Here is a 25,130-nt window from a genome sequence, read left to right on the forward strand (position 1 = left end):
TTATATATGTTGCAAGTAAAACATACTTTGTGGCTGCTTTTGCCTGTCCAACAAATACGTTTCAGTCTATGAATTTCTACATCCGATTACTCTGCTATACCGACCCATCGCGGCAAAAAACGGTTCAGATTCACGATGATATCCCTGTTAGTGAATTTCCCAGCTACTGCTATGGTCAACCCATTCACGTTGGTAACGGGATCGGTGATCCGGTATTCTGGCCGGTATACATTATCGCCAATATCCCGCAAATGCGGCAAATTGATGATCCAGACTGTCTGGGGGAAAAGACGCTATTGATCACCGTGTTTGTCGTGGAGGAAGACGCCTGGATGTATTTCGATATGCCGCCGGTTGTAAAGCTGGCGCTGGATCTACGACTGGCTGGGTAATGCGGGAAAAAACCTAGTAAGAGCCTACCGTTAAGTAAAGCTAACTCCGTATTAATCACTCCCTTACAGTAGTAGTACAACTTGAGATAGTCATATTGAGGGCTCTCACGCACGCGCGCGTATAATTAATATAATAAATGGTATTGATTAAACAAAGTCAGAAAACGGTGAATTCGTATTTTATTGGAATAGTACAACGTTTAATAGCCGAAGACCTTGCCCCTTTAGTGGATTAATCCAAAAAAAAGTAAACTGAATTTGTGAATCTTTCGTTTATTTAGGGCATCATTCTTGAGGAAGAATTATGCAACCACTCAGTAAACACAAAAAACATGGAGACTTCAGCACTAATTAATTTGATTGTGCTAATTGGATCGGTTGCCGTGAGTGCTTACGTAATAGTATTGATGATCCGGCGATCAAGAAATGAAAGTAGCAAGCGATTCCAGGCACAAAAACGTTCGAATGCAGAAAAAATAAAAGAAAGTAAATCAAACCGATCTTCGGTAAGTTTTTCGCGTGCGCACGATGAGCCGCACCACGGTGTATTACATAGTTAATAATGAGTGAGCAGCCAACTGAAGACACCACACCTAAACCGGATAATCTTAAAACTTCTCTTGATGTATCAGTTACGATGGCGTTCATTACGGCATCTGAATATGCTGGAGAAGCGCATGATATGTGGCCTAAGTTCATCCGAATTTTTGCGCCATTAATCGGTTTGATTGTCTCAAGGGTGGTTGTTTACTGGATTAAAAACTATGAAGATAATAAAGATGAGAGCCGCATTTCTGGCTATATAGAAAGCCTTCAAAGGCAAATTGAGACGCCAAGGCTATCGCCTACCAGAAAGCAAGCATTGTTAGACGAGCAAAAGTTGCATCAGGAAGATTTAGGTAAGCTTCGCAGGCGCCGTACAAAACGTAAAGTCCTTAATTAAAAAACGCCCTGACCACAAGCCGGGGCGTTTCGCTTTTTTTAGCAGAGAGACTGGGGCTCGAACCCAGAAGTCAGTTACCCGACCACAGCTTAGCAGGCTGTTCCATTAACCATTCTGGCATCTCTCTATGTTGTCCCGGCAGGGTTCGAACCTACGACCTCCTGAGCCAAATTCAGGCGCTCTGCCAACTGAGCTACAGGACAATATGCACACCTGGAGCGATTCGAACGCCCGTCAACGGTTTTGGAGACCGCTATCCTAGCCACTGGACGACAGATGTATAGAGCCTAGTTTCGGAATCGAACCGAATCCGACTGTTTTGCAGACAGTTCCCACGCCACATGGGTTACTAGGCATTGGTTGGCGCTAAGGGATTCGAACCCCCTCACCCGAAGGAACAGATTTACAGTCTGCTGCAACTCTCCCACGTTGCCGAGCGCCAATATTGTAGAGTAGGCCGGATTCGAACCGACGACCCCTTGGTCCCAAACCAAGTATGCTACCACTGCACCACTACTCTGGAAATGAAAAAGCCCCTACCGGTTTTGCATCGATAGGGGCTTTCTATAGAAAAAGTCGTTGAACTTTACTCAATAGTCATACCCCTAGCGTGCCAATACTGACAGCTACTTGGTTGGGGTTGATATTGAATCATCGTGTTCATGGCACAAAGGTAATATAACACATTTCACATTTCCAAATTCGTACACTCCATCCTTAACCTGAGGGAGTTGAGTCAAGGCTAATTCAACGACACATCAAACGAAGGTAGCGATTCATCCGGATGGTAATCGATCAGCATCAGCTGGAAACGTAAGTCCACTTCACTGGTTATTGGCAATGAGAAGCCACGAAAGTAGAACTCACCCGTAGCTTCTACCAACCTCCCTGTAATACCCTTGTAGTCGTACGTATCTAATCGATCCGGAGCTGCCGTAAAGCCGAGGTACATTAGGAGGGCAGGCGTGATTTCCATCCCCGAAGATAGGTAAGAAAAAAGAATGTTTTTCAGCCTGCACTTTTACCACTTTCATCACTATTTGACAGCTAAGTACAAAACGCCAGCCCCTTCCAGAGCCAGCGTCTTGTATTCACCGAGCACATTCCAGTTTCAATTCAACCTCCTGACATGGTTGTGATACTCAGCCGAGAAAGCCACCTCGTACTGATCCAGACGCTGACGAAGCAGCTTCACCTGCTGCTGTAAACACTCCAGCTGATCACCCTGATCCTGATTGGCCAGTTTGAGCAGGTCTCCCTGTTCACGCGACAAGCGACTGATTTCCTTTTGAGCCAGTAACATCTCCTGAAGCATGGCTACCCACTGCTGCAACTCACTCGCATCGTGACAACTATACGGGTCTCGATTAAACAGCGTCATAAGCACAGAACAGTTTCAGCGAGTGGATACCGCTGCCGGTATGCCTCCATGAGTTTCTTACCTGTTACTGGTTTGCCCTCAGTTTCTAGACACCGCTGAACATCCATCAGCCGATACTTGCATTCGTAGATCGCATCCCTAAGTGCCCATTGATCCGGTCCTATCAACTCGGAGGAGTGTTCGGCAAAGGCTCCTCGCTTGCAGGAAAGTCCCATAGCATGAGGGCCTGACCACTGCCCGTTCACAAAGAGCCATAGTTTGACTTCCCCTTCGGCGCAGGGAAGTTCAACGGGTGGCCCTTCGTGGGGAGTTTCGCAAAACCGGAAACAGTACTCGGTTAGTTTGGCCCGCTCGATACAGAAATCAAATAGCATAATGAAGCCCTCCCTCGCCTTTGACTTCCTGTAAGCCCGATGCAGCCAGTACCATTTCGCCTGTTATCGGCTCGCCCTGTTGATCGTAAGCAGCCCATCCCTCTTCTAGCTTTTCCAAAATGGCTAAAATCGTTTCCTGAACAACAAGGGACTCTTTTGTAATTTTAATCCAACGGCGGTTTTGAAACGTTTTTGTCGTCGTCCAGATGTTTGTTAAATAAGGGCCATACCGTCGTTTTGCCACAGAAATCTCGAAGGTTACGTAACCAACACTGGTTCGATGCTTGTGCTTTGGCTGGAAGTCAAAATACACACTAAATGGCTGCTGGCACAGAGAGGTATAGTAACGCTTCTTAGGTTTATAAGTCGGACTTTCAAACGTTGGCGGTTTGGGCTCCCTACGACGACCTCTACCATTAAAAATAAGCACTGGCTGACTGGCTCGTGAGCGAAATTTGAAATTGGGATTAAATAGCTTAATCATTGCCTTGGCCCTCCTTGCCCTGATTCCATTGGTCCAGATAGAACTCGTAGGTCTGATAGGTTTCCTTGATTTCCACCAGAAAGGAGGTCAGGTTCAACAGCAGCCTGAGGTTGTTCTTCATCTTTTCGTCCTGAGCCTGTTGAAAGGGATTGTGGAGCCAGCTCACAATAATTTCGTTAAGCAGCGGTACCGGGCTGTACTCTTGAGCATAAGCGCTAATCTGGGCTACAAGCTCCTGCTGAATCTGTTGCAGGTTGGCCTGAGGGCTAGCCGAATCGAAGGGCTTCTTTTCGACAGGAAGTGGTGTAACATGGCCCTGTTGGGCGGGATGAGGTCGGGTAGTTGCAAAAGTGCCCCTACCCACGTAGTTTTGCTCCGTGATCATTTTAACTAACGGTTATTTGGTTCACATGGCCCCAACGCGCAGACCCTGAGAAGTTTACAGCGTTGGGGTTCTCCATGTCTAACGGATGGACTTCATCCGCTTTCTAATTACAATACTAGATAAATGGGACTAAATAATCCCACTAATTGGCAAAAAATATTACACAAAATTTATTTCAAGCTTCTTACCTATAGCTTTCGCCACTCGTTCTAAAGTGCTAACCGCTGGTGCTGATTTTCGATTTTCCAGCTTTGTAATAGCAGAAACGGAAACTCCAATTCTTTCGCCCAACTCCTTTTGAGTTAAGCCAGCTTTGATTCGTGCTTCTTTTATCATTTGTCCTGTATGTTGTGTTTGGTCTGGCACTTCGCAGAATGAATAAGCTGCGTAAAGATATTCTTTAGCTGGTAAATCCCAAGATAGGCACACCTAAAACAGGGGCAACATTCTATGCAGTCAATTAACCGATAACCCAGCATAACCGGCATTTAATATGAGTTAGCCAACATTTGTATCCTTTTTTCGCTTTTAGGGATATGACTACCCTAACCAACCCAACCCAGAGCCTTGCCCTTAACGAATCAACCGGGCGAGAGGCCCTCCAATCGACCATTAACGACTACGTAGCCTTTCTACGTAGACAGCCTGCCATCTGCGGTACCGCTGAACAGCAGGAAACTTTAAGTAATCATGTTGCCCAGGGCAACCAGCTCATCAAACTGGTCAATTCAGAGCGGCTCAAGATTACCCGCCAACTCGATCAGCAGAAACACGACTGGATTGCTTTAGAAAAGGAACTGACGACTCCCATTATCGAGGCCATGCAGCCTTTGAAAGATGCCGTTGAGCACTACAACCGCGAAATGCTGCGCATCCGCGAGCACCAGCAGGCAGAAGCTGATCATCAGGCCTCTGCGGAAAGCTATCCGGAGTGGTTAACGCCTGAGATAGCCAGGCTGGCTTTACCCAAAGGTGTTCAAATGAAATGGACATTTGAGATTGTTGATCCGAATCAGGTCCCTAATGGCTACTGGGTCATTGATGAAACAGCGATCAAAGCCGACATTGCCAGTGGCGTTCGGCAGATACCCGGTGTACGCATCTATGAAGAAGCCACCACTACGTTTCGCCAGCACAAAAAAGGAGCAGAGCAGTGAATCGTTTTCTGCCCATCCACAACCGCTCGAAAAGCAGACTTTAGCCTTTGGGAGCAACCAGCTAAATTCGCTCATTGCAAACCCAACGGCTCAGGCGAATAAGGGGTCTTTTATACGAAAAGATAGTTACCATGATTCGGGCTCTGTTCTTGGTCATTTCCATTTGCCTCTTAACGGGCTGCCATTCGGTACAGCAGCCTGAGCAGGCGGCAACCATTATCGATCTTAGTCTACCGGGGCCAACCGTTTTTTGTACATGTTGTGCAGGTTATCGCATACAGGTCGGTTCAGAATTTTACTATACCAACTCGGTTCCGGCCCGTTACGATAAGCCTAATACCCCTGTTTGGATTCGATATCAAGCCGATACAGGCCGGTGTAAAGGCACGCCAGCAAGGATCGAACTTATTTCTATACGGAGCCGGTAGATACTACTCCACTTTGCAGACAGCCTATTTATAGTAGAATATCGCTTATGGTCGATTTAGCTTGTTGAGTAGAAAGCAACCCCTCAACGTTATGAGTATGAAACGCTATGCCTGGCTGTTCGGTTTTTGCTTTACAGTACTAGTAGGCTGTCATCCGAAACAGGATGATCAACTGCAACTGGTTATACCACCTACTTCGCCCGTAGCTTCCACTACATCAACAGCAGCGACTACTTTATCCGACCCTCTTGTACCGGATTCAATTACATTCTATCGCCCCCAGTTGGGCAAGGCAACGACAGACGCTCAATTCCCGTTTGGATTAACCAATCAGCCGACAACCAACCTACGCTTAGCCGCTCTCCTTTATAAGGGGAAGACCGTCCGCAGTTATCAATATGATCCTCAGGGGCGCTTAACCCAACGAACGGATTATTACACCAATGGCCTACAGATTTTTAGGCAGTTTTCTTATTCGTACGGCCAAAACGGCATTGCCACGATTACGGCTCAACTCAATAAAGAAGCGCCAGTAGTCGAGGGCTATCCCAAACGCAGTGAGCTACTGCCTAGCGCCACGGTTTCGTTTAATCACTTAATTGACTCCTTATCGCAGATTGAGAAGACTACACTCACCGAATTTGCCGTTTACAAGTTCGAACTCGGCTTGACCCGCTCCCGGTTAGGCTTTAGCCCGTCGGGTCTGCTGGTCTGGGAGGAGGTAATCGATGCGAACGATAAACTAAGCCAATATACCTTGTACCGACCTGACCAACGGGGAAACATCCTATTTAGTCGGACGGGTTCGTTAGGCAATCATTGGCAAACCCTGCAATTCACCTATGATGATAAGCCTAATCCGTTCCGGACCACTGGTGATCCTCAACTGGTAGACTTTGGGGAGCTGCATGGCATCAGTGTGGTTACGAATACCAACAACGCCCTCACCCAATCCTTACTTAATGCCCAAGGCGGTCGAGTTGTATGGCGCTACACGTATGAGTATCGAACGGATGGGTATCCATCCCGCATGACAGCTTACCGAAATGAGGAGCTTGACGGCATCTATGAGTTTGTTTACAACAGTAAGTGAGTTGACGGTGATTGTCAGGTAAAGGCATCCTTCACTCCTATGCTTTTTGCGCATCGGCTACTTTCTTCACATTCTCACTATTAACAACAATCACTCACCCGTCCCGATCTGCTTTTACTTTCAGCCTGCCTCTGGGTGTCCAGTCGATTACGATTTGCTTCTACCGCATTCTTCGCTCATAAATCCAAAGGGCATCCTGCCCGACTAGTTGGAGATGGAAGATTAGTAGCAATAAAGTTGATGGGACATTACCCCATCAATCTCATACGGTGAGGAAATTTGTGATTATTCGATTGCCTATATTACCGACTATCCCACTCTCAACCCAACGAGTCAAAACGAATTGACTTCAGACTTGAATAACGATTGAGAGCCGACTAATAGGCTGGTCTTTCGCATTATAAGCAAGGTTCTATCTGGAGGACTTTTAGAATAAAATGGGTAAAAATACTTATCGATCAGTATTGCAGAGTTAGTTACTGGTACGGTAACTTGCGAGCTAAATACCGTAACAAAAAAACTTAAACGAACTATGAAAAAAAGCTTACTAATCGTACTATGCTCTATTATCTGCTTTTCTTTTAGCAGCAACAGCTCTAACTGTTCCAAAACAACCCAATACGGCTGTTTTTATCTGATTTGTATCTCCTATGACCCAACTCTGGAGGAATCAATCTATTATATGTCTTTTCCATTTTGCACAAATAATTATAGTTCAGAAGAGGCAAGGAGATTATTTGTTGAATCGACCAGATACTATTACTCTGCAGATATAGCTAAAGCAGAGCCAATTTTTAAATACTTTTCTTCAGAAGAGGCTGCTGAAAGATCGTGGCAAGAGTCAAAACAAAGGTGGCAAAACGTTGTAGACAAAGCAGGAAAACAATTATTGCTCGTAAAAATTCGCAATTAATTTAATTAGTTGCCTAAAAACAAATAGAATGAAAATTTCTCTTTTTGTGCTATTTATAACATTAATCTGCTATTCGCATGGTACTGCCCAAAGCCAACCTACTCGTGAAGACGCGGAAAAGTTTGTATTAAGTAAACTTATTAAATATTATAAGTTTGAACACCAATATACGACTCCCTATAGTCTTTCTAATGCTCAGTTTATTAATTATGATATACGTATCAACGAAGGCACACTAATATTAAAAGAAATGTATAAATACTTTGAAGTTTATACTCTAACTATAATTAAAAAAATAGACTTGAGAGATTTTAACCAAATAATTATTGAACCAGAATTTATACACATAGATACAAAAACTAATAATTGTTCAATAACAAAAATTGAAACACGTGACGGTAGGGAGACAAAAAGGCCAGTTGAGCAGTCTAGGAGCTTTTTTGAAATAGGAATAAACAAAAATATGACTCTTGAGGCAAATTTAGAGCAAAGATTAAGAAATGCATTAAATGATCTTAAACGCTTTTATACTAGTGAAGATAAATATTGACTTTTTACTGAACAAATTATCCCAAGAATATGAAAAGCCACATCTTACTTATTAGCGCTTGTCTCTTTCTAACTTTAGCGAATACTTATGCCCAAACTAAACCCCGTTACTACGTGGTGTATAGTTCATGTTTCTGTGATCCGGCAGGGAATTCTATCTCCTCAACTGGAAAAGAAGCGTATAACTTATTTATCAGTGATGTGGAATACGCTTCAATTGCAAGTAACATTCCCAGTTACAGTAATAACGGCGACGTTGAAAACAAGGACAAGTTCAAACGTCGCTTCCTAAATCAAGTCAAAATTGATTATACAAACTGGACGAAAGTAGCCGATGTCATTTTTGCTGAAGGTTTTTCCTCAGAAGAGGAAGCCGCTGATTTCCGACGAAAAAAGATGGCTGATGAGAAAACCCAACGTAAATCACAGTTGCACACTGTCAGCATTTAAGGTTACATGAATCACTTTCAACCCGTTCCTACTCTATGAAAACCCTATGTGCTTACCTGCTTTTAGGACTATTAACCTCGTCCCTTACTTCGTTCAATGAACGCTCGACTCCCCCAGTAAAGCAAGGAGTATTGACGAGATATTGTATACATTGGTCACTCTACAGAGGAACATGGGCGAATAGTAAAACTACGAGTGCAAAAGTGTTATTCATTACGGATATAGTACCTTTCGACTGCGTCTACTCTTCTGACTGTGATGATATCAAAAGACGGCTCAAACGTGACTTTATGGGTCAGCTCTCTAGTTACGAAGTTCTAAATCCTTCTGTTGTACCGGAGTATTTTGATACAAGAAGTAAAGCCGAACTGGCTCGCAATAAGCAAATCAACGACTGGAAACAAAATTACGGTTACCAAATTGTTGAATTGTAAGAGGGGGTACAGCCTCGAAAGTTAAAGTATTATCATGCCCCTACAGCGGTGTTCAAGTCCAGTGAAATCATATCCCCCAATCCCTATATCGAATACTATAGCGGTCACGGAATCTATGTAACCGGATAACCCTGCGTTCATTATACGATTTGGCGATGTGGATAGAGTTCAGATGGCCAAGTGCGCTTTAGTGAGTATTAGGTTGGGGTTTGGGTTGAACTAATGATCCTTGGCCGGTTGAGTCGGTACGGCGTTTAGGGGACCAATAAAACCAGCGGATCTTCCTTGTCAAAGCGCGCAGAGGCCTATACGCTAAAAAAAGCAAAAATTGCAACTACCAAATGAAACTGGCACTCACGACTATCTACTCCAATAAGAAATGGGGTTATCAGAGTGAGGATAAATCTATCGTTATTCCGTGTACGTTTGATTATGCCCATGAATTTTATTTTGGGCACGTAGCAGCTGTCAGAATCGGGGATTTTTGGCGATTCATTACTCCTGATGGCAAATTTGCCTCGGAGTGTAGTTACGACATTCAATATCCCTATTGGTTCAGATATTTAGTTCAGCGCGACAAGCTTTGGGGCTTTGTCAACATGTTTGGACAAGAGGTTATTTCTTGTCAGTTTGAGGATATTGTCATTATAGATGATGATACCCATTTTGGCTACGATGTAGTGGTAACACCAGTCTGTCGCAATGGGAAATGGGGGCTCATTGACAGGCAAAATCAACTTGTACTACCCTGTCAATATGATGATATGGGAAGTCTATACGGAGAAACCGTTGAAGTAAAGATACGCAACCGTTGGCGGTGGATAACCTTTGATGGGCGCCCTACAAACGCTCCTGCTGTTGAAAGCTACAAGATTTTTCAATGGCGAAGTTATTCTTAATGTGTGACTTATTCCTTAAAGTCATTGTCTCAGGACAATTTAAATGCCTCAGTAAGACAGATTAAGGCTTTCATTTTCGGGTTACGAGTTACATTTTGGAAGCCCCGACTAGGCATTATATTCGATTGCAAAGTCCGCGTCTAGGTGATAGAATATTGCGCTCATTAGGACATTTAATGTTTTCCATTTAGTCAGTAATGGTATAAAATTCAATAAGCGCATTAAAATCTACTTCCCGTTTGCCTTTCTGTTATCTGTCCAATTGTACGCACAAACAAGTCTACCCAGTAGTGTTACCATAACCAACGATGAATTAAGCGAATTTTCCCCTGCAATGGATGGACAACTAACTGCATAGAAAGCACTGACATTTGTTTCAATCAACGGCTGATTTCCCGAAAGTAGGGCAAAAGTATTACTCCGACAATTCAACGTATATGGATAAAATTCCTAACTACACACAACTAAATTTATAGGTTTATGAAGAAGATTATGTTCTTATTCTGCATGTTTTCAATAACTTTTGCTGTTGCACAGCAAACACCTACTTTGGACGAAACGCAAGAATGGATTATTAGAAAGTTAAAAGTAAATTTTCAGGCCCCATACACAAGCCCTTTCACAGAAACATTCGAAGAGGCATGGTTCAATGATAATGAAAAAACGCTTACAATTAAATATGATATATCTTTCTCCGAAAAAGGTGCCTACTTGGAAGGTAGTTTTACTAAGACGATATATTTGAATCGAATAGGCAAAATAATTGTAAAATCTGGAGATTATATAAGAAAAGGAACGACAGTAGAATTAATTTCAGATGGAACAGGTGTATTAGTTAAGTCCGAGGGATTAACAAAAAGAAGTTCAGATTGTAAAAACTGCACTTTTGATACAAAATACCGTAACGAAAGTGATTACAATTTTGGCCTAAGATTAGATGTAGAAGATAATCTTGGGGAGCGAATGAAGAAAGCACTTCTTGATATGAAAAAACACTATGGAGGAGTTACGAAAGTGGAAAAGTATTGATCACAAGTCATGAAAATACGGAGCTTGTTCTTAATTCAGTTCAAATTACGATGTTTACTAATGCCGCTAAGCGATTTAGTAAGTCAAAATTAGCTCCGCATTGCCACCATCTTCCCAATGCCATGTAACAGCATAATTTGATCGATATAATGCCTTAAATCACAACTATGAGCGCTACGTATAGGATTTTAATACACTACATACTGAGATAGTCGGAAGAACAACTCGTCAATCACTTTTGGATCGCTACTCCTATAGGTTAGCCACTTTCGATCCTGATGAAATTTGTCGGAGTTCATCGTAATGGGATAGCGTCCACCCCAAACGGCATATACTTGCAAGCGACTGAACAGATCCCATTCTGCAGCACTAAGTGAAATATCCGGTGGTATAAGTTTAGTCAGTTCATGCCCAGTAGGCGCATTCGGCCATAGCGACTTATTCAACTTTCCGTTGACAATCATCATACCTGGATTTCTACCGGCCAGGATGGCTTTAATCAGATTCTCGAAGCAGAAGCTGGTGAGCAGCATAAACGTTTGCAAAGGCCTCATCAGTGTATTGCTGCGATCCGAAGCGGACAGATCCAATCGCATCACTCTTTCTAGTTCATTATGGGCCACTTGCGCCGATGCTTTTAACCACCGGGCCAGTTCAAGCCAAATTGATAGATCATTACCAGCTAATTCGAATACTTCGTCTGAGTCTTGTTTTGTGGTCATAGGTAAATAAAAAACGTATATAGATTCATTTAAATATCTTACAATATAACTATCTAACTATTTGATAGTTATCTCATTTTTTCTTATTATTATACGTTAGAAAAATAAGCAAAAATATGGCGGGATCTGTCAATATTCGTCTAGGGGTTACGGTTACTGATTTTGTCAATGGCTTTAATGTCGCCAGACAAACAACCCAGGGATTTCATAAGCAATTTACGTCCGATTTTAAAAGCATTAGCGACCTTACCAAAAACGCAACGGCTAACATTGGCAATATCACATCGGGACTAAAAACGCCGAATAAAGATATAGACGCGCTGATCGGCAAGTTCGGTGTGCTTAACAAATCAGCGTTAGGCTTGGGCTCACTAACCAGCACGTTTGGGGGATTATTTGCAGCCGATAAAGTACTTTCCTTTGGTCAGGCAATTACTACTACGTCAGGTCAGTTTGAGAAGTATTTTGCCACTCTTAAAACTGGACTGCAAAGCCAGGCAGGGGCAAATGACAACCTGGGCCTGTTAACTAGCTTTGCCGCTGATACTCCAAACAGTCTCGATGAGTTAACCGGTTCATTTATCAAGTTCGTTAACCGGGGGCTTATCCCAACCCGTCAGCAACTCACCAACTTTGGCGACCTAGCCGCTTCACAGGGCAAAGGATTCGATCAGCTAACGGAAGCTGTACTCGATGCCCAGACAGGGGAATTTGAACGGCTCAAGGAATTTGGCGTAACAGCGTCCAAATCGGGTGATCAGGTGAGCTTGTCATTTAAGGGCGTAACCCAGACGGTCAAAAACACGAGTAGCGAAATCACGGATGCTATTTTGAAGTTTGGGCAAATGAACGGCGTAGCGGGGAGCATGGCCGCTGTCAGTCAAACCCTGGAGGGGAAACTAAGCAACCTGGGGGATATGTTCGACCGGCTACTGGTTGCTCTGGGTGATGGTGGTGTAAGTGGCGCTTTCAAAGAGGCAATAGACCTAAGCTCTCGATTTCTGGGTGTCGTTACTGACTTAATAGCGAAATCCCCTGTTGAGGACCTACGCAGCCAGCAGACCGAATTAAACGGACTGGTAGGCGCTATCGCCCTAGCCAACGATAACGAAGCGGTACGGCTCAACCTCGTCACGCAGCTAAATCAGAAATACCCTGAATTTCTTGGCCAGCTTAATGCTGAATCGATCAACACGGAACTACTGACCACACGGCTAGCCGCAGCCAATGAACAGTATGAGAAAAAGATCCGTATTGCATTAGGCCAGCAGGCGATCAAGCGGTCTACGGAAGATGTTACCAAGGCGATCCAGGATCAAAGCAATGCCTTACAACAACTCTCAAGAGCATCAGGAAAATCACTAACTGACCTGGAGAAGTTAAGTAGTGCCCAGCGGATTGATTTAGCCCGTAAGCTAGCAGCTGCCCAGCCTAAAGTAAACTTAGGCATGGGCGTTTATGGTCCTAATCCCCTATCCGCGGTTGCTACTGTTCTGGAAGAAGCCGGTAAGCGGCAGAAGGCAGCCCAGACAGAGCTAAATCAACTAACCAAGGAAAACTCTACCCGTCAGGCTGATTTAACGAAAACAACGGTAGATGGATACCAAGCTCAGATTGCCCAGATTCGGGAGAAAATAAGGCTGCATCAGATCGATGTGAAATTAGGTGAAGCCGAGATCAAGCGACTTAGTGATCAAAGCCTGATCGCCCAGGGCAAAACCCCTCCTGTAGTCCCTATTAAGCCACCTATAATCACCAAAGGTAATTCAGGCGCAATGCTTGATCCGGGCAACCTGGCAATATTCAAGCGTTACGCTGACCAGTTAAAAAAGCAAATTGAAGAACTTGGCGAAAACTCACCTCAACTAGCCGAAAAACAACAGGCCTTAGCCTCAATCAATGATCAGATCGAGCGGCTAAACTTTCTGACGTCGGGCAAAGACAGGGTAGATATTGGAGGGCTTAAGCAGCTAATTAACCCCGATACAGACAAGCGGGTGGCGGATATCGTTGCTAATATTTTTAAACTCAAAGCCGCAACACCAGAGCTATTTACCAAAACAGGACTGGAACAGGTACTTTCGCAGATTGACCAAGCGAAGCCTAGTATTGAATACTATCGCAATAAGATTGCGGAAATCAATGCACTGATTACACAAATGAGCCTAAGCGGGTTAAAAGTGCCACCAGAAGTACTGGACCAGCTCAAAAAGTTAAAGCAATTAATGGCCGATGCTGAAGGAGCCACCAGTGCGGCTAACGCTTTGACCAATCCCGGGCTTACTGCATCAGATCAAGGGAAGTGGATTACTAAGGCACAGGCTCGTATTGAAGAAATGAAAGCCGGGGGGCAGCTTGTAAAACAGAGTGCCGAAGAAATGGCAGCTACTATGCAGCAGGCCCACGACACACTAGTGAATGCCGGAGCCTCGGTATTATCTGGTATTGGTGAAGGGTTAGCCAAAGGGGAGAATCCACTTAAAGTGGCACTAAAGTCTATTTTAAGCATACTCGGCGACTACTTGGTTCAACTAGGCACGGCTCTGCTTCTGTCTAGCTCGATACTACTTGCTTCAGCTCCTTTAACATTTGGTATTACACTGGCGCCGGGGATAGGGCAAAAAATTGCCGGTGGATTGCTGATTGTTGGGGGCGGTTTAGTAAAAGGCTTTGGTGGTTCGTTTGAAGGGGGAGGCTTGTTCAAGGGCGAAAGTTTTATTCGCGTGGGCGAGAGCGCGAAAGCTTTGCGTGGTGGTGGTGAGGCCGTGTTTCCGGTCGGGATGGGGATTGACCTGATTACGGAAGGAATTATCGGAAATCTCAGTAAATTAACAACAACACCAAAGGTTAATACGCCTAGTTATCGAGATATGCAGTTTCGGCCTCAGGTGCAACAGGTTGTCCACTCCGGCGAACTCGTTGCAAGAGGTAACGATCTAGTCTATGTATTTGGCCAGACAAACTACTCCAACTCAACCCTATGATACCCAAAGAGCATACCTACACCAAAGACAACGGCAACACCTACCTTACGGCCGATTTTTTCAACTACCTACGACTGCATGATTTAATCGTCGACGGAAGCAAAGGAGGATTAATAATTGGCCCCACTAAAGCCAACGGCGGAGTTACGCTCATTGGCATGAATCGAGAGGCTGAGGTGTATATTGGTTCTCAGGCCGAAGGCTGGTGTTTCCTCATCAATGCCTACGCCTACCATAAGGAAGAAAGTGTTCTTATCCGGAAGTCTCAGCACTCATCACTTGCCGATACCCTGTTTATGCCCTATCCAGTACCGGATCATATCACCTTAATCGATGCGACTCAAAGGGAGATTGACGGTAAGCTGTTTACTCCGTTTATCATTTTCGATACAGACACAATAGGCACGATGCCCAGAGTTCCGGCAAAGGCCAATCTTGACTACCTGGAGAAAATCAATCAGGATGCCTGGACAGTTCGGCGGGAGTGGGAGAAGCCTGAACCAACCGTTAATAACCAGGCCCTTGAAGCAAAATATGGGAATGCCGCCATTACTATCTCTTTTTTAGGGGGCAGTGGTAGTAATTAGTGATTTGGTACGGATCAATTGTCCTCGATCGATCCCTAGGAGCATCCAGATTTTTATTTTCTCCATTAACTAACCCATACACTCATGCCATTTATAAACCGAACCGTCGTCCGCCCATGGATGAAGGCAGTACCAAAGAAGAAGTCACGCTGGACCAATGAAGAACAGGGTGGAGTTCCAAACCAGTTCTATCGCAATGCTCCGTGGCGACACCTTCGAAAACTCAAACTGGAGAAAGATCCGCTTTGTGAAGAGTGCAAAGAAAAGAAGCGCCTAACCGTAGCGACAGTTGTCGACCATATCAAACCGATCCGATTAGGTGGTGAGCCGCTGGATATGGATAACACCAGAAGCCTCTGCAAGTCGTGCCACGCCCGTAAGTCAGCCAAAGAGAGACACATCCCAGCACCAAACCAATAAGAGGGAGGGGTGGGTAAAATCGCTGGAAGAGGGCTTGCCACGAATCGCTGTCCTACCCCAAAAAAGTCGGTGTCAAAATTCAGCTTAGGGGGTAATGCAATCAAGTTTAATACATTAATTATAAGCAGTTTATGCACCTATAATAGAGCAAATTAATTCACTGAAGTCTAGCTTGTTTTCACGAATTGTTAACCCTATCTAAAGAAATCCTAGCCAAAATAGCATAGGGGGGATATCAACTATATTTTACCCATATCGGTGACTCATTTGAAGTAATACGTTAGGTTGGTCGACCAAACACGATTATATATTTTGTTTGCATACTCGCTGTACGTGCTCGATTGGGGATATGGGCCATTGATTGGCCTAAGGCTTGTAGTGTACCGAGTAGAAAAAAGTAGATGCTTGCCAATTTGATAGCCAAGACCGCCCGTTAAGCCTAAATCTACCCGATGGAAGTAATCTAAATTCCATCGATAGCCTGCTATTTCGCCAAGCTGCGGATCAATAGTTCTTTCCTGAAGTAGGTATCCAAGTTGAGGACCACCCGCAATCAGGAACCGCCCTCCAGCAATCTGATAGCGTACCATCAGGGGTAAACTTAGATAATCTATTTTCATGATGAGCTCATAGTTCCTATTATCTCTGGGATTTGTAGCAACTTCAGTTCCCCCTTGCTGTGAGTAGAGTAAATCATATCCTACTCTAAGCGTGGAGGACAGGCGGTGCTCAAAGCTTATTCCAGCATTATAACCCCAAATAGGTTGGAGTTTGTGATAATCGGCTACCTGAGAATAGTTGATCAGGCTTTGATTGGCGCCACCAGTTACGCCCAGACGAAAAGCGGATTGAGCCTGTACGACTTGAAGGGTTGCCACTACGGTCAGAACACCCCATACTAAAATTGCTTTCATATGGCCAGTTGGGTTTAATGGTGCAATGTATCTATTTATACAAAATAGGGCATTCCAGAATTTTACTCGCTATGGTAATCAACGATTCCTGAAAAACACGAATCGCTAGGGCTGTCAAAAGAAATCCGTGTCATAATTATCAAAAAAATACCCACCGAACATTTTTTGAGTTTTAGTTACATAGTACGTTATCAACACTTGAGTACTAGAAGCTCACAGCAATTTGAACAGTGACCGTACCTGCTTTGATCTCACGGATTTTACCTCGCTTATCTGCTCCAAATGCCCCTGGGTAGTAGTCGATCGTTGTATCTCCTACCTTGGAAACTTTGCCTTGCTTATCAGGACCGTATGCCGCTGTGTAGTAATCGATCTGGGTATTACCAATTTTTGCAATCTTGCCTTGCTTGTCAGATCCATACGCAGCTGTATAATAGTCAATAGCCACATTACCCATTTTAGCTATTTTGCCTTGTTTATCGGAACCATAAGCCGAGGAATAATACTCGATGGCCTGATTACCCTCCTGAGCCAGACCTACAATTTTTCCTTCCTGACTAACCAGAATGATTCGCTGGGCATACGAGTTGAATGAAAACAGAAATAGAAGGAGGACTGATAAGGATAGGCAGGGTTTCATTGGCTTTCTGAAGATTACTGGTTTGGGTGGCAATATGCCGTTAAATCCTAATTCTGACGCAGTTACTCATTGCTAGATTATTAAGCGGCTTGTTTATGGCTGCCTGACTAGCAATAAGCAAAATACAACGAAAGGCTAATCTGGGCTCTAATGCCACAAACTGTAGAAAGACTACCACTTTTTCCACACATTTCCTCTCAGCAGGAAGAGCTTATTTTTACGCATAATTTATTCATTATCAATGCTTTTTCTTTGTGGGTGTGATGCTGGCACGATTTAGGCAACAGTATTAATAACGCTATGAATTAGCCAGCTGTCGGCAGAATACAGACAGCGTATTTATAGATTACATACTCAACGTTAAGAAACTCTGAAAAGAAAGATGCCCGGCAAGTACCGGGCTTCTTTCTTTTTTATAGGGGTATATAAATTGGTCTTTTATCTGGCTAAGAAACTGAAATGGGCAGTTAGTGAACTATAAGTTTAAATATGACGGTGTCAAAAAAAAATATTCTCAATTTTGACCGTGTGTGCGTAAAATCAGCCAGCGATTCGTGCAGAATAAAGCTAGTAATGAGTGTTAATGCATTCGTTTTTAGTCTCAATAGAGCTTCTAACAGGCAAAAAAGGGGGCGGAATACAACTAAGAAGCACCTTCATTATGCGTTCATTACCTATTCGGGTGGTCTTCGCTCGACTTCCCTTGCTCTTCTTGGGCCGCTTGAAAGCCTTCTTATGCGCTCTAAACGGGGTTGTTAGACCAAGAGGTGACACCCCATAGAAGTTATTGCCCGAGCAAAAGTGAAACTGGTTATGCGATTCGTGGAAGGAGTAACAATAGGAAAAACATATACCCTACCCATCATATGAAAACAGGTGACACCCCCTATCCAATTTTGACAGCACGTGTGAGAAACTAGGACAGCGATTCGTGGCGAGTAGCTTCGTAGGGATTTTATATACCCCTCCCTCCCCTAGTTACTAGAAGCAAGCGGATAGTCGGTAAGCATCGGGATGACACTATCGTTCTCGTTGTAGTAGTCACCCGGAAAACTCATTCGTAACATGGCATCCAGTCGTTCCAGGTCCTCAGCAAAACCAAGCTGAAGGAATACCGTCTTAAGCGATTCAAGAAATTGATTGATCTGGTCCCGGTTCAGTTCATAATGCTCAGTCTCTGCGGATAGCTCCTGGGTGAGCAGATAGAGCCGGTACGCATAGCGCCTTATAATAGGGTCAGTAATGCGCTCAGGGCTCTGAGAATCTTCTTGGCTGAGGTCTACTTGCATAAGCAGTAAGGTTATAAACGTTGAAGGGGTGGTTTACCTGTTTGCTGGGTATGGTCATTAATGGCATCGAGTACCCGGTCATCGCTCATCATGGACTCAACTGAAGCGTAGCCTAAGCATTCGGCCACGCTGTTCAGGTCAAAGTGAATCTCACCCGTCTTACGGTCACGCAGGCTTTTGACCGGTATGCCCTGAAAGTAATCCAGGAAGTAATCGTATTGGCTATCAGAATGCGTGTGTATCATGACTATTATGGTAGTTGAGAGTAGGTGGCTAAGAGTGAGACGCAAGACTTTTAAATCTGAATAGTTGTAGCTGATCGGCAGGGACTCCAAGAGCTTTAGCGAAGGCGATACGGTTAGGGCTTGGCACTAAGCAATACTCTCTTTCGCCTTTTTCGTCCAATATGGGCGGATAGTGGTCCGGGACGTCATATCCTTGTCGTTCGAGTTGATCTTCGGTAGGACGAAGGATTAAACCAAGTCTCCATTCTTCGAGCATAGTGACCACTTGCGGAGTATTCACCTCAACACGAACGGTCTGCTCTATACGCGAATCTACTTCAATTGGAGTTTTGTAGGTTTTGTAGGTAGGTGGACTGCTCGTTTTTGAAATTATTTCTAGCGGTGTTGTTCTTTCTTCAGGATAAATTGGCTCAACTTGACCATAACGAATACCATCCCGTATAGTCTTTTGGGATTTAGAAAACATGGGCCATTCGCTGGCTATTGTTTCCAGCGCATATACAGCTGTCTGTTCATCCAGTCGACCAGCTCCAATAAAGCCACCAGCTAACCGGGCCGCTTTTAGAAGCATTGCGTGACGCTGCCCTTCACCTGCTCCTTCCACATAACGAACCAATCGGGTTAGTAACTGGCTGTCGTCCTGATCATTGAATTGGCTATAGTCAACCTTTCGGATAGGCTTAGGTTTTGGTTCATCATATAAATCAAAGAGCCTCACCTTCTGGGCAAAGTAGCCATCTGGGTCATAGGAGTAACCGCGTAGACTAACCACATTTCTGGGCTTATCGTCGAGAATGATTTTGTAATGGGCAAATACCCGCTTGAGGGCATCGAAGTGTTGGCCGTGTCGTTTTGGATCAGCAATAGGTACCAAGCCCCAATAACCCGTGCCCGATACTGACAGGCCGCAATAGACCACGAAAGGAAGTTTAGCGATTACCCGTTTCAAATCAGCATAGTTACGGATGTGGGGGTTATCCTTCAGATCGATGTCGAACTGGAGTACACCACTGTGCTGAACCAGTGCCGATGCTTGACGGTACGTGAATAGGCCGCTGGGTGTTATGGCAGGCAAAGTCGCTTTGACCTCATCCCGTTTGGCCTTATCAGTAAGGCTGCGAATCAATTCGACCTTCTCCCGGTACTTGGTATTGGTCAGCCAGGTGTAGAGGTTAACGGGCCTGGGATTGCTGGGTGTGTTGTAGTTGGCAAAGCAGCTAACTTCCACATTCAGGACATCTTTAGCGAGTAAGTAGGTAGCCATATTTTTTTTGAAAACGTGCAGTCGTCTACCCTACAGAACCTACAAAAGGCCAAAATCAGGGTTGTGTAGGTTTTGTAGGGTACACGACTAGTCATTTTTAAAATTTAGTTTGGGATGAATCAGGTAGTGGGGTGCTTCAGGTCTGCCAGTGGCAGGTGGTGGTGGAATCACTTCTTTAATCCAGTTGTGGCTAATCAGTTCCGCTAGTGCTGAATCCACCTGTTCAGCGGTTGTCAAACCCGACCATCCTTTTTGACGAACCTCCCGAGCCTTGAATCCATCTTTTAAATCACCTGCTTTCAGGTGGCGTAGTAAATCCTTAGCAGCAACCATATTGACTGTATCTAGCAGCCCATAAATACGTCGGGCATGGGATTGCAGGTACTCACACCACAGGATGGCCATTCGAATTGCGTCAAGGCTCACCAGTCGCTTTTGGCTACCAGAAACGGGCACAGGGTTGGCCTCACAATTGATCACATGAAAGATCAGAGCGAGCGATGGCACCAGCGAACGGTACTTGGTAAAATGCTCCAGTAGCAACCCACTTTCGTTAGGCAATACTTCGGTTTCCCACTCAGTCAGCCAGGTCTTAAATATCTCCTGAGCAGTGGGTTCAAACCGGGTATAGGGAAATTGGTTATACTTATCCGCCTGGTAAGCAATGTCGCTAAAGTCAGAATCAGCGAGTTGCTGAATCAGGTCAAACGCTTTGTCACGGGCATGTTTATCCGGATATTCGTCGGTATAGGACCAAGGCGCTTTATCCGGATAGACGGCCAGTTGAAGCCGCTGTACCAATCCATCGTTGTCATATTCAGTGGCCGATTTTAGATAACCCAGCAGTTTAGCGGGCTGAATACCACCAAACAGAGAAATGCAAACCCTTTCGACATGGGTGGTTCCTCTGGCTACGCGGTCAATGATAATGGAACCCGTACCATTCCAGCCTTCTAAATAAAACGCTCTATCCTGTTCATGGCCTGATTTGAGCCAGGCAACCAGAATACCAATCAGCTCATCCCGGCTCACTAAAATACCTGCCGGATTATCGTTGAGAATATCCGCTAGTTTTTCGATGGTAGGATCATTAGCCAAATAGCGACGTTCCTTCGGCTTTTTGGGTGCTTCTGGATAGCTCACTGGGTGTTCGATGGTCTTGCCTTTGTGGCGGTCCTGAGCCTGGGCAGCGTGGGCTTTCTTCTGAGCTTCATACTCTACCAGTTCAATTTCGTAGGCCTGAATTTCCTCTTCAAACTTCTCTCGAGCGGCTAACACCAGGCGGTTTAGGGGTTTGAAAACCTCGCTGGTCGAGGGCGTTTTCATGCTGGAAGGATCGCCAATAACGGCACCCCATAGATTTGGTACAATGGTCCAGTCATCGCGCGTTTTGGGTTGGATTGTAATACGGGTACCAATCAGCGAGGACAACATGACCATCGACGCAGAGACTACAAAGTCCAGTGGACACTTCATCCGGTAGGCGATGTCAGTCAACCAAGGGCGGAGGGGTTCAGGAATCATTTCCGGCAGCAGTGGCAATACCGGTAGCAGGTTAGTAGTAATTGGCTGAGGAGGGAGCCACTCATCAGATTCAGCCTTAGTCTGCTGGTCTTTCTGAGTAAACTGGTCGGGATCAAACTCATCAATATCTACGTCAAATTGCGTATCTTTGTCCTGGGTAGAAGTCATGAAATTAAGGAGTTAAGCGGGTTGGTGCGTGGTGGCATCAGCCCGTTTTTTGTAGTAGAAAAGCGTACTCTGGGCCGCATCATAGCATAGCCATAGCCCGTATAGCAGCGTGGCAAAATCAGGATGATTCATACCATGTGCGAGGTTAAGAAGTTAGCAGTAAACCAGTCGTAGAAGTCTTGAAACGAACGCGCAACAAAATAGTGGCCACCCGCCCGTTGAATGTCTGCCTGCGTCTGCCGCTGAGCATCACTCATCCGATCTTTGCCCACCTTGACCTCAATAATGAGGTGCAATCCGTTTAGAATAGCATGGACGTCAGCTGTTCCCTTCCGGGTCGTTCCGTATGTATATGTGCCTTTTCGACCGCCGACGCCTGGCCGGTACTGACCCTGGCTCTGAATGCGGGTAGCAAAGCCGCCGGAGAACTTAATAAAATCGAGAATACAACGTGTCAATCCGTTTGCTGTGCGATCTTCATACTTAGGCTTTGGCCGGGCATGAGCCGGGAAATTAGAGTAGCGTTCCTGAAGGTAAAGTGCTTTAAGCTCGATTAGCTTCTTTATAGCAAGCGAAGAGGTATTGACCTGCCGTTCTTTCGGATATGTTATCGGGTAAGTGTTCATTGGCAAACACCTCCTTTTTTACTAAGCCGCTGATTAAGTTGTTCTTCAGCTTGCTGTCCGATTTGTGTAGCATCTATCGGTCGGTTAGTCCGATTTCGTGCCCAGTCAAGAACGGTCTGTTTATGGTATATCCGGCGCTTACCAAATCTTGATGAACCAGGAATTTTTCCAGCCGCATCCCACTGGCGTAGAGTATTTTCAGGAACGCCTGGAAAAACTGTTTTTAGCCAGACAAAATCTCCATTAGGAGAAGAATCAGGCGTGAGCGTTGGATTTGGATTGTAATACCTAAAAGCGGCACTAACTGCATCTGCAATAAATGCCTTTAGTTGTAACTCAGTTGTGACTATTACTTTGGCTTCCATGTCCTTTTGTTTTTGTTGAACATGGCGGCAAGTAATAAAGGAGTAATTCCCGGTATTCCGAAAGGGAACAAAGGGAATTGCGGGAATAATTAACTACTTGATATACTGAAAAAAAGTAGCGTGGTATTTATTTCTAATTGTAGTTATTTTCCTCCAAATAGAGGCATCAGTTGTATCAAGCTTTAGCCCGGGAAAATGGTCATTTAGTAACTCAGCCATCTTGGATGGCGGAATTGTGGCTTTAAACTTACCCCTTTCTTGCAATACCTCTACCCAAGCGATAAGAATAGACATGCTCCCTCTACCCCCAATCCATTTTCCTACATCATCAATAACCGGTTTTTTATTCCGGCGTGTAATTTCCCGTAAAATATTAATTGATTCCAAAACCTCATCTGGGCTAATAAATAGTTCTTTAAATGAGTTCTGATATAGCTTACCATTTAATGGTTTGTGATTTGAAATAGTATCCCCCTGGGTGGTGATTGGCTTGCCCTCCATTTGCAGAAATTCCTCTGTTACTACATCCACTATTTTTTCTAATCTGCCAAGCCCGTTTTTCAGCGGAACACCGTCAAGCTGTAATGCTCTCTCCATCATGTTTGAAATAGCAAGGCCATAAGTAGCCGCTTGATGGGCTGCCGCTCCACTCATATCTAGCTCATCCCAAAGCTCAATATCAATTTTAGCTTTTAACTCCTTAAAAGAATCAGAGATAATATAATTGCCCCATTTTGTTAGTGAGTCAAACTTCATTTCCCCCATGTAAAGCTCGTCAACTCTTCTCTTTATATAAGCAATTCTGTTTTCTTTGTCAGCCAATAGGGTTTCAACTTTTTCGTTAAATTCAGCTTCAAAGGCTGCATAGGCAATACGATACCCTCCTCTTAGTTTCTGCCATTTGGTTGCGATAGCATTTGGGTATTGCTCATTGTAAAGCTCGATAGCCATTTTATAATATGGAACCGATGGTTTCAGTGGCACGACTTCTTTAGATTTAGATAACCATTCAATTAGTGGCCATGAAAGGTGCCCCATACTTGCCTCTGTTAGGTTACGCATTGTTTCCGTTGCTTTGCTCATTATTTAGTTCAAGTATTACAAATTATCAAAAGCAGCATCCACTAAATCCGTATCAAACCCAGACAGGTAAATCTGTGTCGTTCGTTCATCACTATGCCCCATCGCTTCACTAATAATGCCTGTAGCTACGCCAGAACGCTTCAGAGACGTTGCAAAGCTGTGACGGGCCACATAAGTGGTCAACGGCGTTTCGATGCCTGTAGCGGTTCCTATTGACTTCAAATCTTTATTCACCTGCCCCATGATCTTACTAGCCCGGTTGTGCTTTTGCGTGGGCGTTTTGTGCAAAGCCGAATGAAGAATCGGAAACACATACTCAGTAGGGTATGGCTTCTCCCCTACCCGGTAGCGTTCCAGAATGGTCAGTGCCTGAGGGATAAGCCGAATTGAGAACCGCCCCCCTGTTTTCTGGCGAGTGTAGGTCAGCCGAGGTTTGTCGTCCAGATCAGTGCCAATGTTGCGCCACTGCAAACCGGCCATATCCACAAAGTTGATCCCTCCGCAGTAGTAGGAAAATAGAAACAGATCGCGCGCTAATAGCAACCGGGCAGAATGATCCCGCAGACTGGCATAGGGGCCAGTGTAGGGTTCAGGCTCATAGGATTCAATCTTTCGGATATCGGCTTTACTGATCGCCCGCTTGGTGGTCTTGGTGTCAAACTTACCCACCTGGTATTTGTGTGTTTCAGCGGTGATGCGGGCAAAAGGATAATGCTCGAACTTCGCATAGCCGTTGGCGATGGCTTTGTTGAGCACTGCCCTCAGCGTTCGAAACTTCACCGACAGCGTAATCTCGGTTAGGCCTTCCGAGCGCATTTTCGTTTCCCAGCCGTTGCAGAACTTGACTGTAACATGATCGAACGAAACATCTTTACCTTCCCCGATATAACGGCTCAGGTTGTTTTGCACATCCCGGTACACCTTGCGGTTGCCCACGTTACCCGTTTTTTCAAACTGGCTAATTAGTTCATCGAAGTAGGCCAGCAGTTTGAACTGCCGGGTGGTCCGTCGCTCGTCACTGACCTTATCGGCAATATCGGCAGCATTGTGCGGCTGATCGCCCGACGCGTAATTCTCGGCCGCGTCTTCGTAGCGCTCCTGCCACGTCCGAAAAGCGGCTTCCAGAAACTTCCGCCGTTCGGTGGGATAACTGCTGCGTATCTTGCCCTTTTCAGCGTTCCAGTACTGGGGATGCAAACTAAGGCCTGTTGCCACAAACTTACTTTTCCGATCTTTGGTAATGCGCACCCAGAACGGATGAGAACCGTCAGCCAGCGTTTTGGCTGTGCGGTAAATAATGGTTACAGTCGCTTTGCCCTCTTTGTGACCTGTTGTTCTTGCCATCCTGTTGTACCTAGCCGTTCAGGTACAACAGTAGGTACAACAAA

29 protein-coding genes and 5 tRNA genes are annotated in these 25,130 nt (G+C 44.9%); 12 read left to right on the plus strand and 22 right to left on the minus strand.

Annotation, left to right across the window (positions count from 1 at the left end; translation table 11 throughout):
- Positions 1 to 68 precede the first annotated feature (68 nt).
- Positions 69 to 392, plus strand: coding sequence for a hypothetical protein (locus tag ACYVE4_RS18615; protein ID WP_461041706.1), 324 nt, complete (start codon positions 69 to 71; stop codon positions 390 to 392).
- Positions 393 to 954: 562 nt separating this feature from the next.
- Positions 955 to 1,335 (plus strand): hypothetical protein, encoded by a 381-nt coding sequence (locus ACYVE4_RS18620; protein WP_461041707.1) that lies wholly within the window; start codon positions 955 to 957, stop codon positions 1,333 to 1,335.
- Positions 1,336 to 1,377: 42 nt separating this feature from the next.
- Here the strand turns inward: ACYVE4_RS18620 and ACYVE4_RS18625 are convergent.
- From ACYVE4_RS18625 to ACYVE4_RS18675, 11 genes are all read right to left on the minus strand, one after another.
- Positions 1,378 to 1,462: transfer RNA gene (locus tag ACYVE4_RS18625), tRNA-Ser, on the minus strand.
- Positions 1,463 to 1,465: 3 nt separating this feature from the next.
- Positions 1,466 to 1,538: transfer RNA gene (locus tag ACYVE4_RS18630), tRNA-Gln, on the minus strand.
- A gap of 5 nt (positions 1,539 to 1,543) precedes the next feature.
- Positions 1,544 to 1,615: transfer RNA gene (locus tag ACYVE4_RS18635), tRNA-Trp, on the minus strand.
- A gap of 77 nt (positions 1,616 to 1,692) precedes the next feature.
- Positions 1,693 to 1,777, minus strand: a tRNA-Tyr gene (locus ACYVE4_RS18640).
- Positions 1,778 to 1,783: 6 nt separating this feature from the next.
- Positions 1,784 to 1,855: transfer RNA gene (locus ACYVE4_RS18645), tRNA-Pro, on the minus strand.
- 222 nt (positions 1,856 to 2,077) lie between these two features.
- Positions 2,078 to 2,311 carry a hypothetical protein gene (locus ACYVE4_RS18650; RefSeq protein ID WP_461041708.1) on the minus strand — a complete coding sequence of 78 codons (234 nt, stop codon included), beginning with the start codon at positions 2,309 to 2,311 and terminating at the stop codon, positions 2,078 to 2,080.
- A gap of 135 nt (positions 2,312 to 2,446) precedes the next feature.
- Positions 2,447 to 2,716, minus strand: a complete 270-nt coding sequence (locus ACYVE4_RS18655) for a hypothetical protein (RefSeq protein ID WP_461041709.1) — start codon at positions 2,714 to 2,716, stop codon at positions 2,447 to 2,449.
- The gene (locus tag ACYVE4_RS18660) at positions 2,713 to 3,090 is read right to left on the minus strand and encodes a hypothetical protein (protein ID WP_461041710.1); all 378 of its coding nucleotides are present in this window, start codon (positions 3,088 to 3,090) and stop codon (positions 2,713 to 2,715) included. Before ACYVE4_RS18660 ends, ACYVE4_RS18655 begins: the two co-directional genes overlap by 4 nt.
- Positions 3,080 to 3,574, minus strand: a complete 495-nt coding sequence (locus tag ACYVE4_RS18665) for a hypothetical protein (protein ID WP_461041711.1) — start codon at positions 3,572 to 3,574, stop codon at positions 3,080 to 3,082. Before ACYVE4_RS18665 ends, ACYVE4_RS18660 begins: the two co-directional genes overlap by 11 nt.
- Complete coding sequence (locus ACYVE4_RS18670; protein WP_461041712.1) at positions 3,567 to 3,959, minus strand: hypothetical protein; 393 nt, start codon at positions 3,957 to 3,959, stop codon at positions 3,567 to 3,569. The genes ACYVE4_RS18665 and ACYVE4_RS18670 overlap by 8 nt, the downstream gene beginning before the upstream one ends.
- A 159-nt stretch (positions 3,960 to 4,118) precedes the next feature.
- Positions 4,119 to 4,295 (minus strand): helix-turn-helix domain-containing protein, encoded by a 177-nt coding sequence (locus ACYVE4_RS18675; RefSeq protein ID WP_293685403.1) that lies wholly within the window; start codon positions 4,293 to 4,295, stop codon positions 4,119 to 4,121.
- A 200-nt stretch (positions 4,296 to 4,495) separates the two neighbouring features.
- Between ACYVE4_RS18675 and ACYVE4_RS18680 the strand changes: the two genes are divergently transcribed.
- From ACYVE4_RS18680 to ACYVE4_RS18710, 7 genes are all read left to right on the plus strand, one after another.
- Positions 4,496 to 5,116: a hypothetical protein gene (locus ACYVE4_RS18680; RefSeq protein ID WP_461041713.1), complete on the plus strand. Its 621-nt coding sequence runs from the start codon at positions 4,496 to 4,498 to the stop codon at positions 5,114 to 5,116.
- A gap of 525 nt (positions 5,117 to 5,641) precedes the next feature.
- The gene (locus ACYVE4_RS18685) at positions 5,642 to 6,637 is read left to right on the plus strand and encodes a hypothetical protein (protein WP_461041714.1); all 996 of its coding nucleotides are present in this window, start codon (positions 5,642 to 5,644) and stop codon (positions 6,635 to 6,637) included.
- A gap of 532 nt (positions 6,638 to 7,169) precedes the next feature.
- Complete coding sequence (locus tag ACYVE4_RS18690; protein ID WP_461041715.1) at positions 7,170 to 7,550, plus strand: hypothetical protein; 381 nt, start codon at positions 7,170 to 7,172, stop codon at positions 7,548 to 7,550.
- Positions 7,551 to 7,578: 28 nt separating this feature from the next.
- Positions 7,579 to 8,100: a hypothetical protein gene (locus ACYVE4_RS18695; protein WP_461041716.1), complete on the plus strand. Its 522-nt coding sequence runs from the start codon at positions 7,579 to 7,581 to the stop codon at positions 8,098 to 8,100.
- Positions 8,101 to 8,129: 29 nt separating this feature from the next.
- Positions 8,130 to 8,549: a hypothetical protein gene (locus ACYVE4_RS18700; RefSeq protein WP_461041717.1), complete on the plus strand. Its 420-nt coding sequence runs from the start codon at positions 8,130 to 8,132 to the stop codon at positions 8,547 to 8,549.
- A 775-nt stretch (positions 8,550 to 9,324) separates the two neighbouring features.
- Positions 9,325 to 9,882, plus strand: a complete 558-nt coding sequence (locus ACYVE4_RS18705; RefSeq protein ID WP_461041718.1) for a WG repeat-containing protein — start codon at positions 9,325 to 9,327, stop codon at positions 9,880 to 9,882.
- 480 nt (positions 9,883 to 10,362) lie between these two features.
- A complete protein-coding gene (locus ACYVE4_RS18710; protein ID WP_461041719.1) occupies positions 10,363 to 10,911 on the plus strand; it encodes a hypothetical protein in 549 nt (182 codons plus the stop codon).
- 188 nt (positions 10,912 to 11,099) lie between these two features.
- Here ACYVE4_RS18710 and ACYVE4_RS18715 read toward each other — a convergent pair whose 3' ends face one another.
- Positions 11,100 to 11,633 (minus strand): hypothetical protein, encoded by a 534-nt coding sequence (locus ACYVE4_RS18715; protein WP_461041721.1) that lies wholly within the window; start codon positions 11,631 to 11,633, stop codon positions 11,100 to 11,102.
- A 116-nt stretch (positions 11,634 to 11,749) separates the two neighbouring features.
- Here ACYVE4_RS18715 and ACYVE4_RS18720 point away from each other — a divergent pair, with 116 nt between their 5' ends.
- The 3 genes from ACYVE4_RS18720 (at position 11,750) to ACYVE4_RS18730 (ending at position 15,624) form a co-directional block, all read left to right on the plus strand.
- On the plus strand, positions 11,750 to 14,617 hold the full coding sequence (locus ACYVE4_RS18720; RefSeq protein WP_461041722.1) for a hypothetical protein: 2,868 nt from the start codon (positions 11,750 to 11,752) through the stop codon (positions 14,615 to 14,617).
- The gene (locus tag ACYVE4_RS18725) at positions 14,614 to 15,204 is read left to right on the plus strand and encodes a hypothetical protein (protein WP_461041723.1); all 591 of its coding nucleotides are present in this window, start codon (positions 14,614 to 14,616) and stop codon (positions 15,202 to 15,204) included. Before ACYVE4_RS18720 ends, ACYVE4_RS18725 begins: the two co-directional genes overlap by 4 nt.
- 84 nt (positions 15,205 to 15,288) lie before the next feature.
- Positions 15,289 to 15,624, plus strand: a complete 336-nt coding sequence (locus tag ACYVE4_RS18730; RefSeq protein ID WP_461041724.1) for an HNH endonuclease — start codon at positions 15,289 to 15,291, stop codon at positions 15,622 to 15,624.
- Positions 15,625 to 15,887: 263 nt separating this feature from the next.
- On the opposite strand, the gene ACYVE4_RS18735 is transcribed toward ACYVE4_RS18730, so the two are convergent.
- From ACYVE4_RS18735 to ACYVE4_RS18780, 10 genes are all read right to left on the minus strand, one after another.
- A complete protein-coding gene (locus tag ACYVE4_RS18735) occupies positions 15,888 to 16,538 on the minus strand; it encodes a porin family protein (RefSeq protein WP_461041725.1) in 651 nt (216 codons plus the stop codon).
- 205 nt (positions 16,539 to 16,743) lie between these two features.
- Positions 16,744 to 17,178, minus strand: coding sequence for a hypothetical protein (locus ACYVE4_RS18740; RefSeq protein ID WP_461041726.1), 435 nt, complete (start codon positions 17,176 to 17,178; stop codon positions 16,744 to 16,746).
- 974 nt (positions 17,179 to 18,152) lie between these two features.
- Positions 18,153 to 18,467 (minus strand): hypothetical protein, encoded by a 315-nt coding sequence (locus ACYVE4_RS18745; protein WP_461041727.1) that lies wholly within the window; start codon positions 18,465 to 18,467, stop codon positions 18,153 to 18,155.
- Between the two features lie 11 nt (positions 18,468 to 18,478).
- Positions 18,479 to 18,712, minus strand: a complete 234-nt coding sequence (locus ACYVE4_RS18750; protein WP_461041728.1) for a hypothetical protein — start codon at positions 18,710 to 18,712, stop codon at positions 18,479 to 18,481.
- A 28-nt stretch (positions 18,713 to 18,740) separates the two neighbouring features.
- A complete protein-coding gene (locus ACYVE4_RS18755) occupies positions 18,741 to 19,976 on the minus strand; it encodes a BT4734/BF3469 family protein (protein WP_461041729.1) in 1,236 nt (411 codons plus the stop codon).
- Between the two features lie 87 nt (positions 19,977 to 20,063).
- Positions 20,064 to 21,668 carry a YfjI family protein gene (locus ACYVE4_RS18760; RefSeq protein ID WP_461041730.1) on the minus strand — a complete coding sequence of 535 codons (1,605 nt, stop codon included), beginning with the start codon at positions 21,666 to 21,668 and terminating at the stop codon, positions 20,064 to 20,066.
- A gap of 128 nt (positions 21,669 to 21,796) precedes the next feature.
- Positions 21,797 to 22,294, minus strand: coding sequence for a VRR-NUC domain-containing protein (locus ACYVE4_RS18765; protein ID WP_461041731.1), 498 nt, complete (start codon positions 22,292 to 22,294; stop codon positions 21,797 to 21,799).
- A complete protein-coding gene (locus ACYVE4_RS18770; RefSeq protein ID WP_461041732.1) occupies positions 22,291 to 22,659 on the minus strand; it encodes a hypothetical protein in 369 nt (122 codons plus the stop codon). Before ACYVE4_RS18770 ends, ACYVE4_RS18765 begins: the two co-directional genes overlap by 4 nt.
- Positions 22,660 to 22,752: 93 nt before the next feature.
- Positions 22,753 to 23,742: a hypothetical protein gene (locus ACYVE4_RS18775; RefSeq protein WP_461041733.1), complete on the minus strand. Its 990-nt coding sequence runs from the start codon at positions 23,740 to 23,742 to the stop codon at positions 22,753 to 22,755.
- A gap of 15 nt (positions 23,743 to 23,757) precedes the next feature.
- Complete coding sequence (locus ACYVE4_RS18780) at positions 23,758 to 25,086, minus strand: phage integrase SAM-like domain-containing protein (RefSeq protein ID WP_461041734.1); 1,329 nt, start codon at positions 25,084 to 25,086, stop codon at positions 23,758 to 23,760.
- Positions 25,087 to 25,130: the final 44 nt, after the last annotated feature.

This window comes from Spirosoma harenae (genome assembly GCF_054776975.1).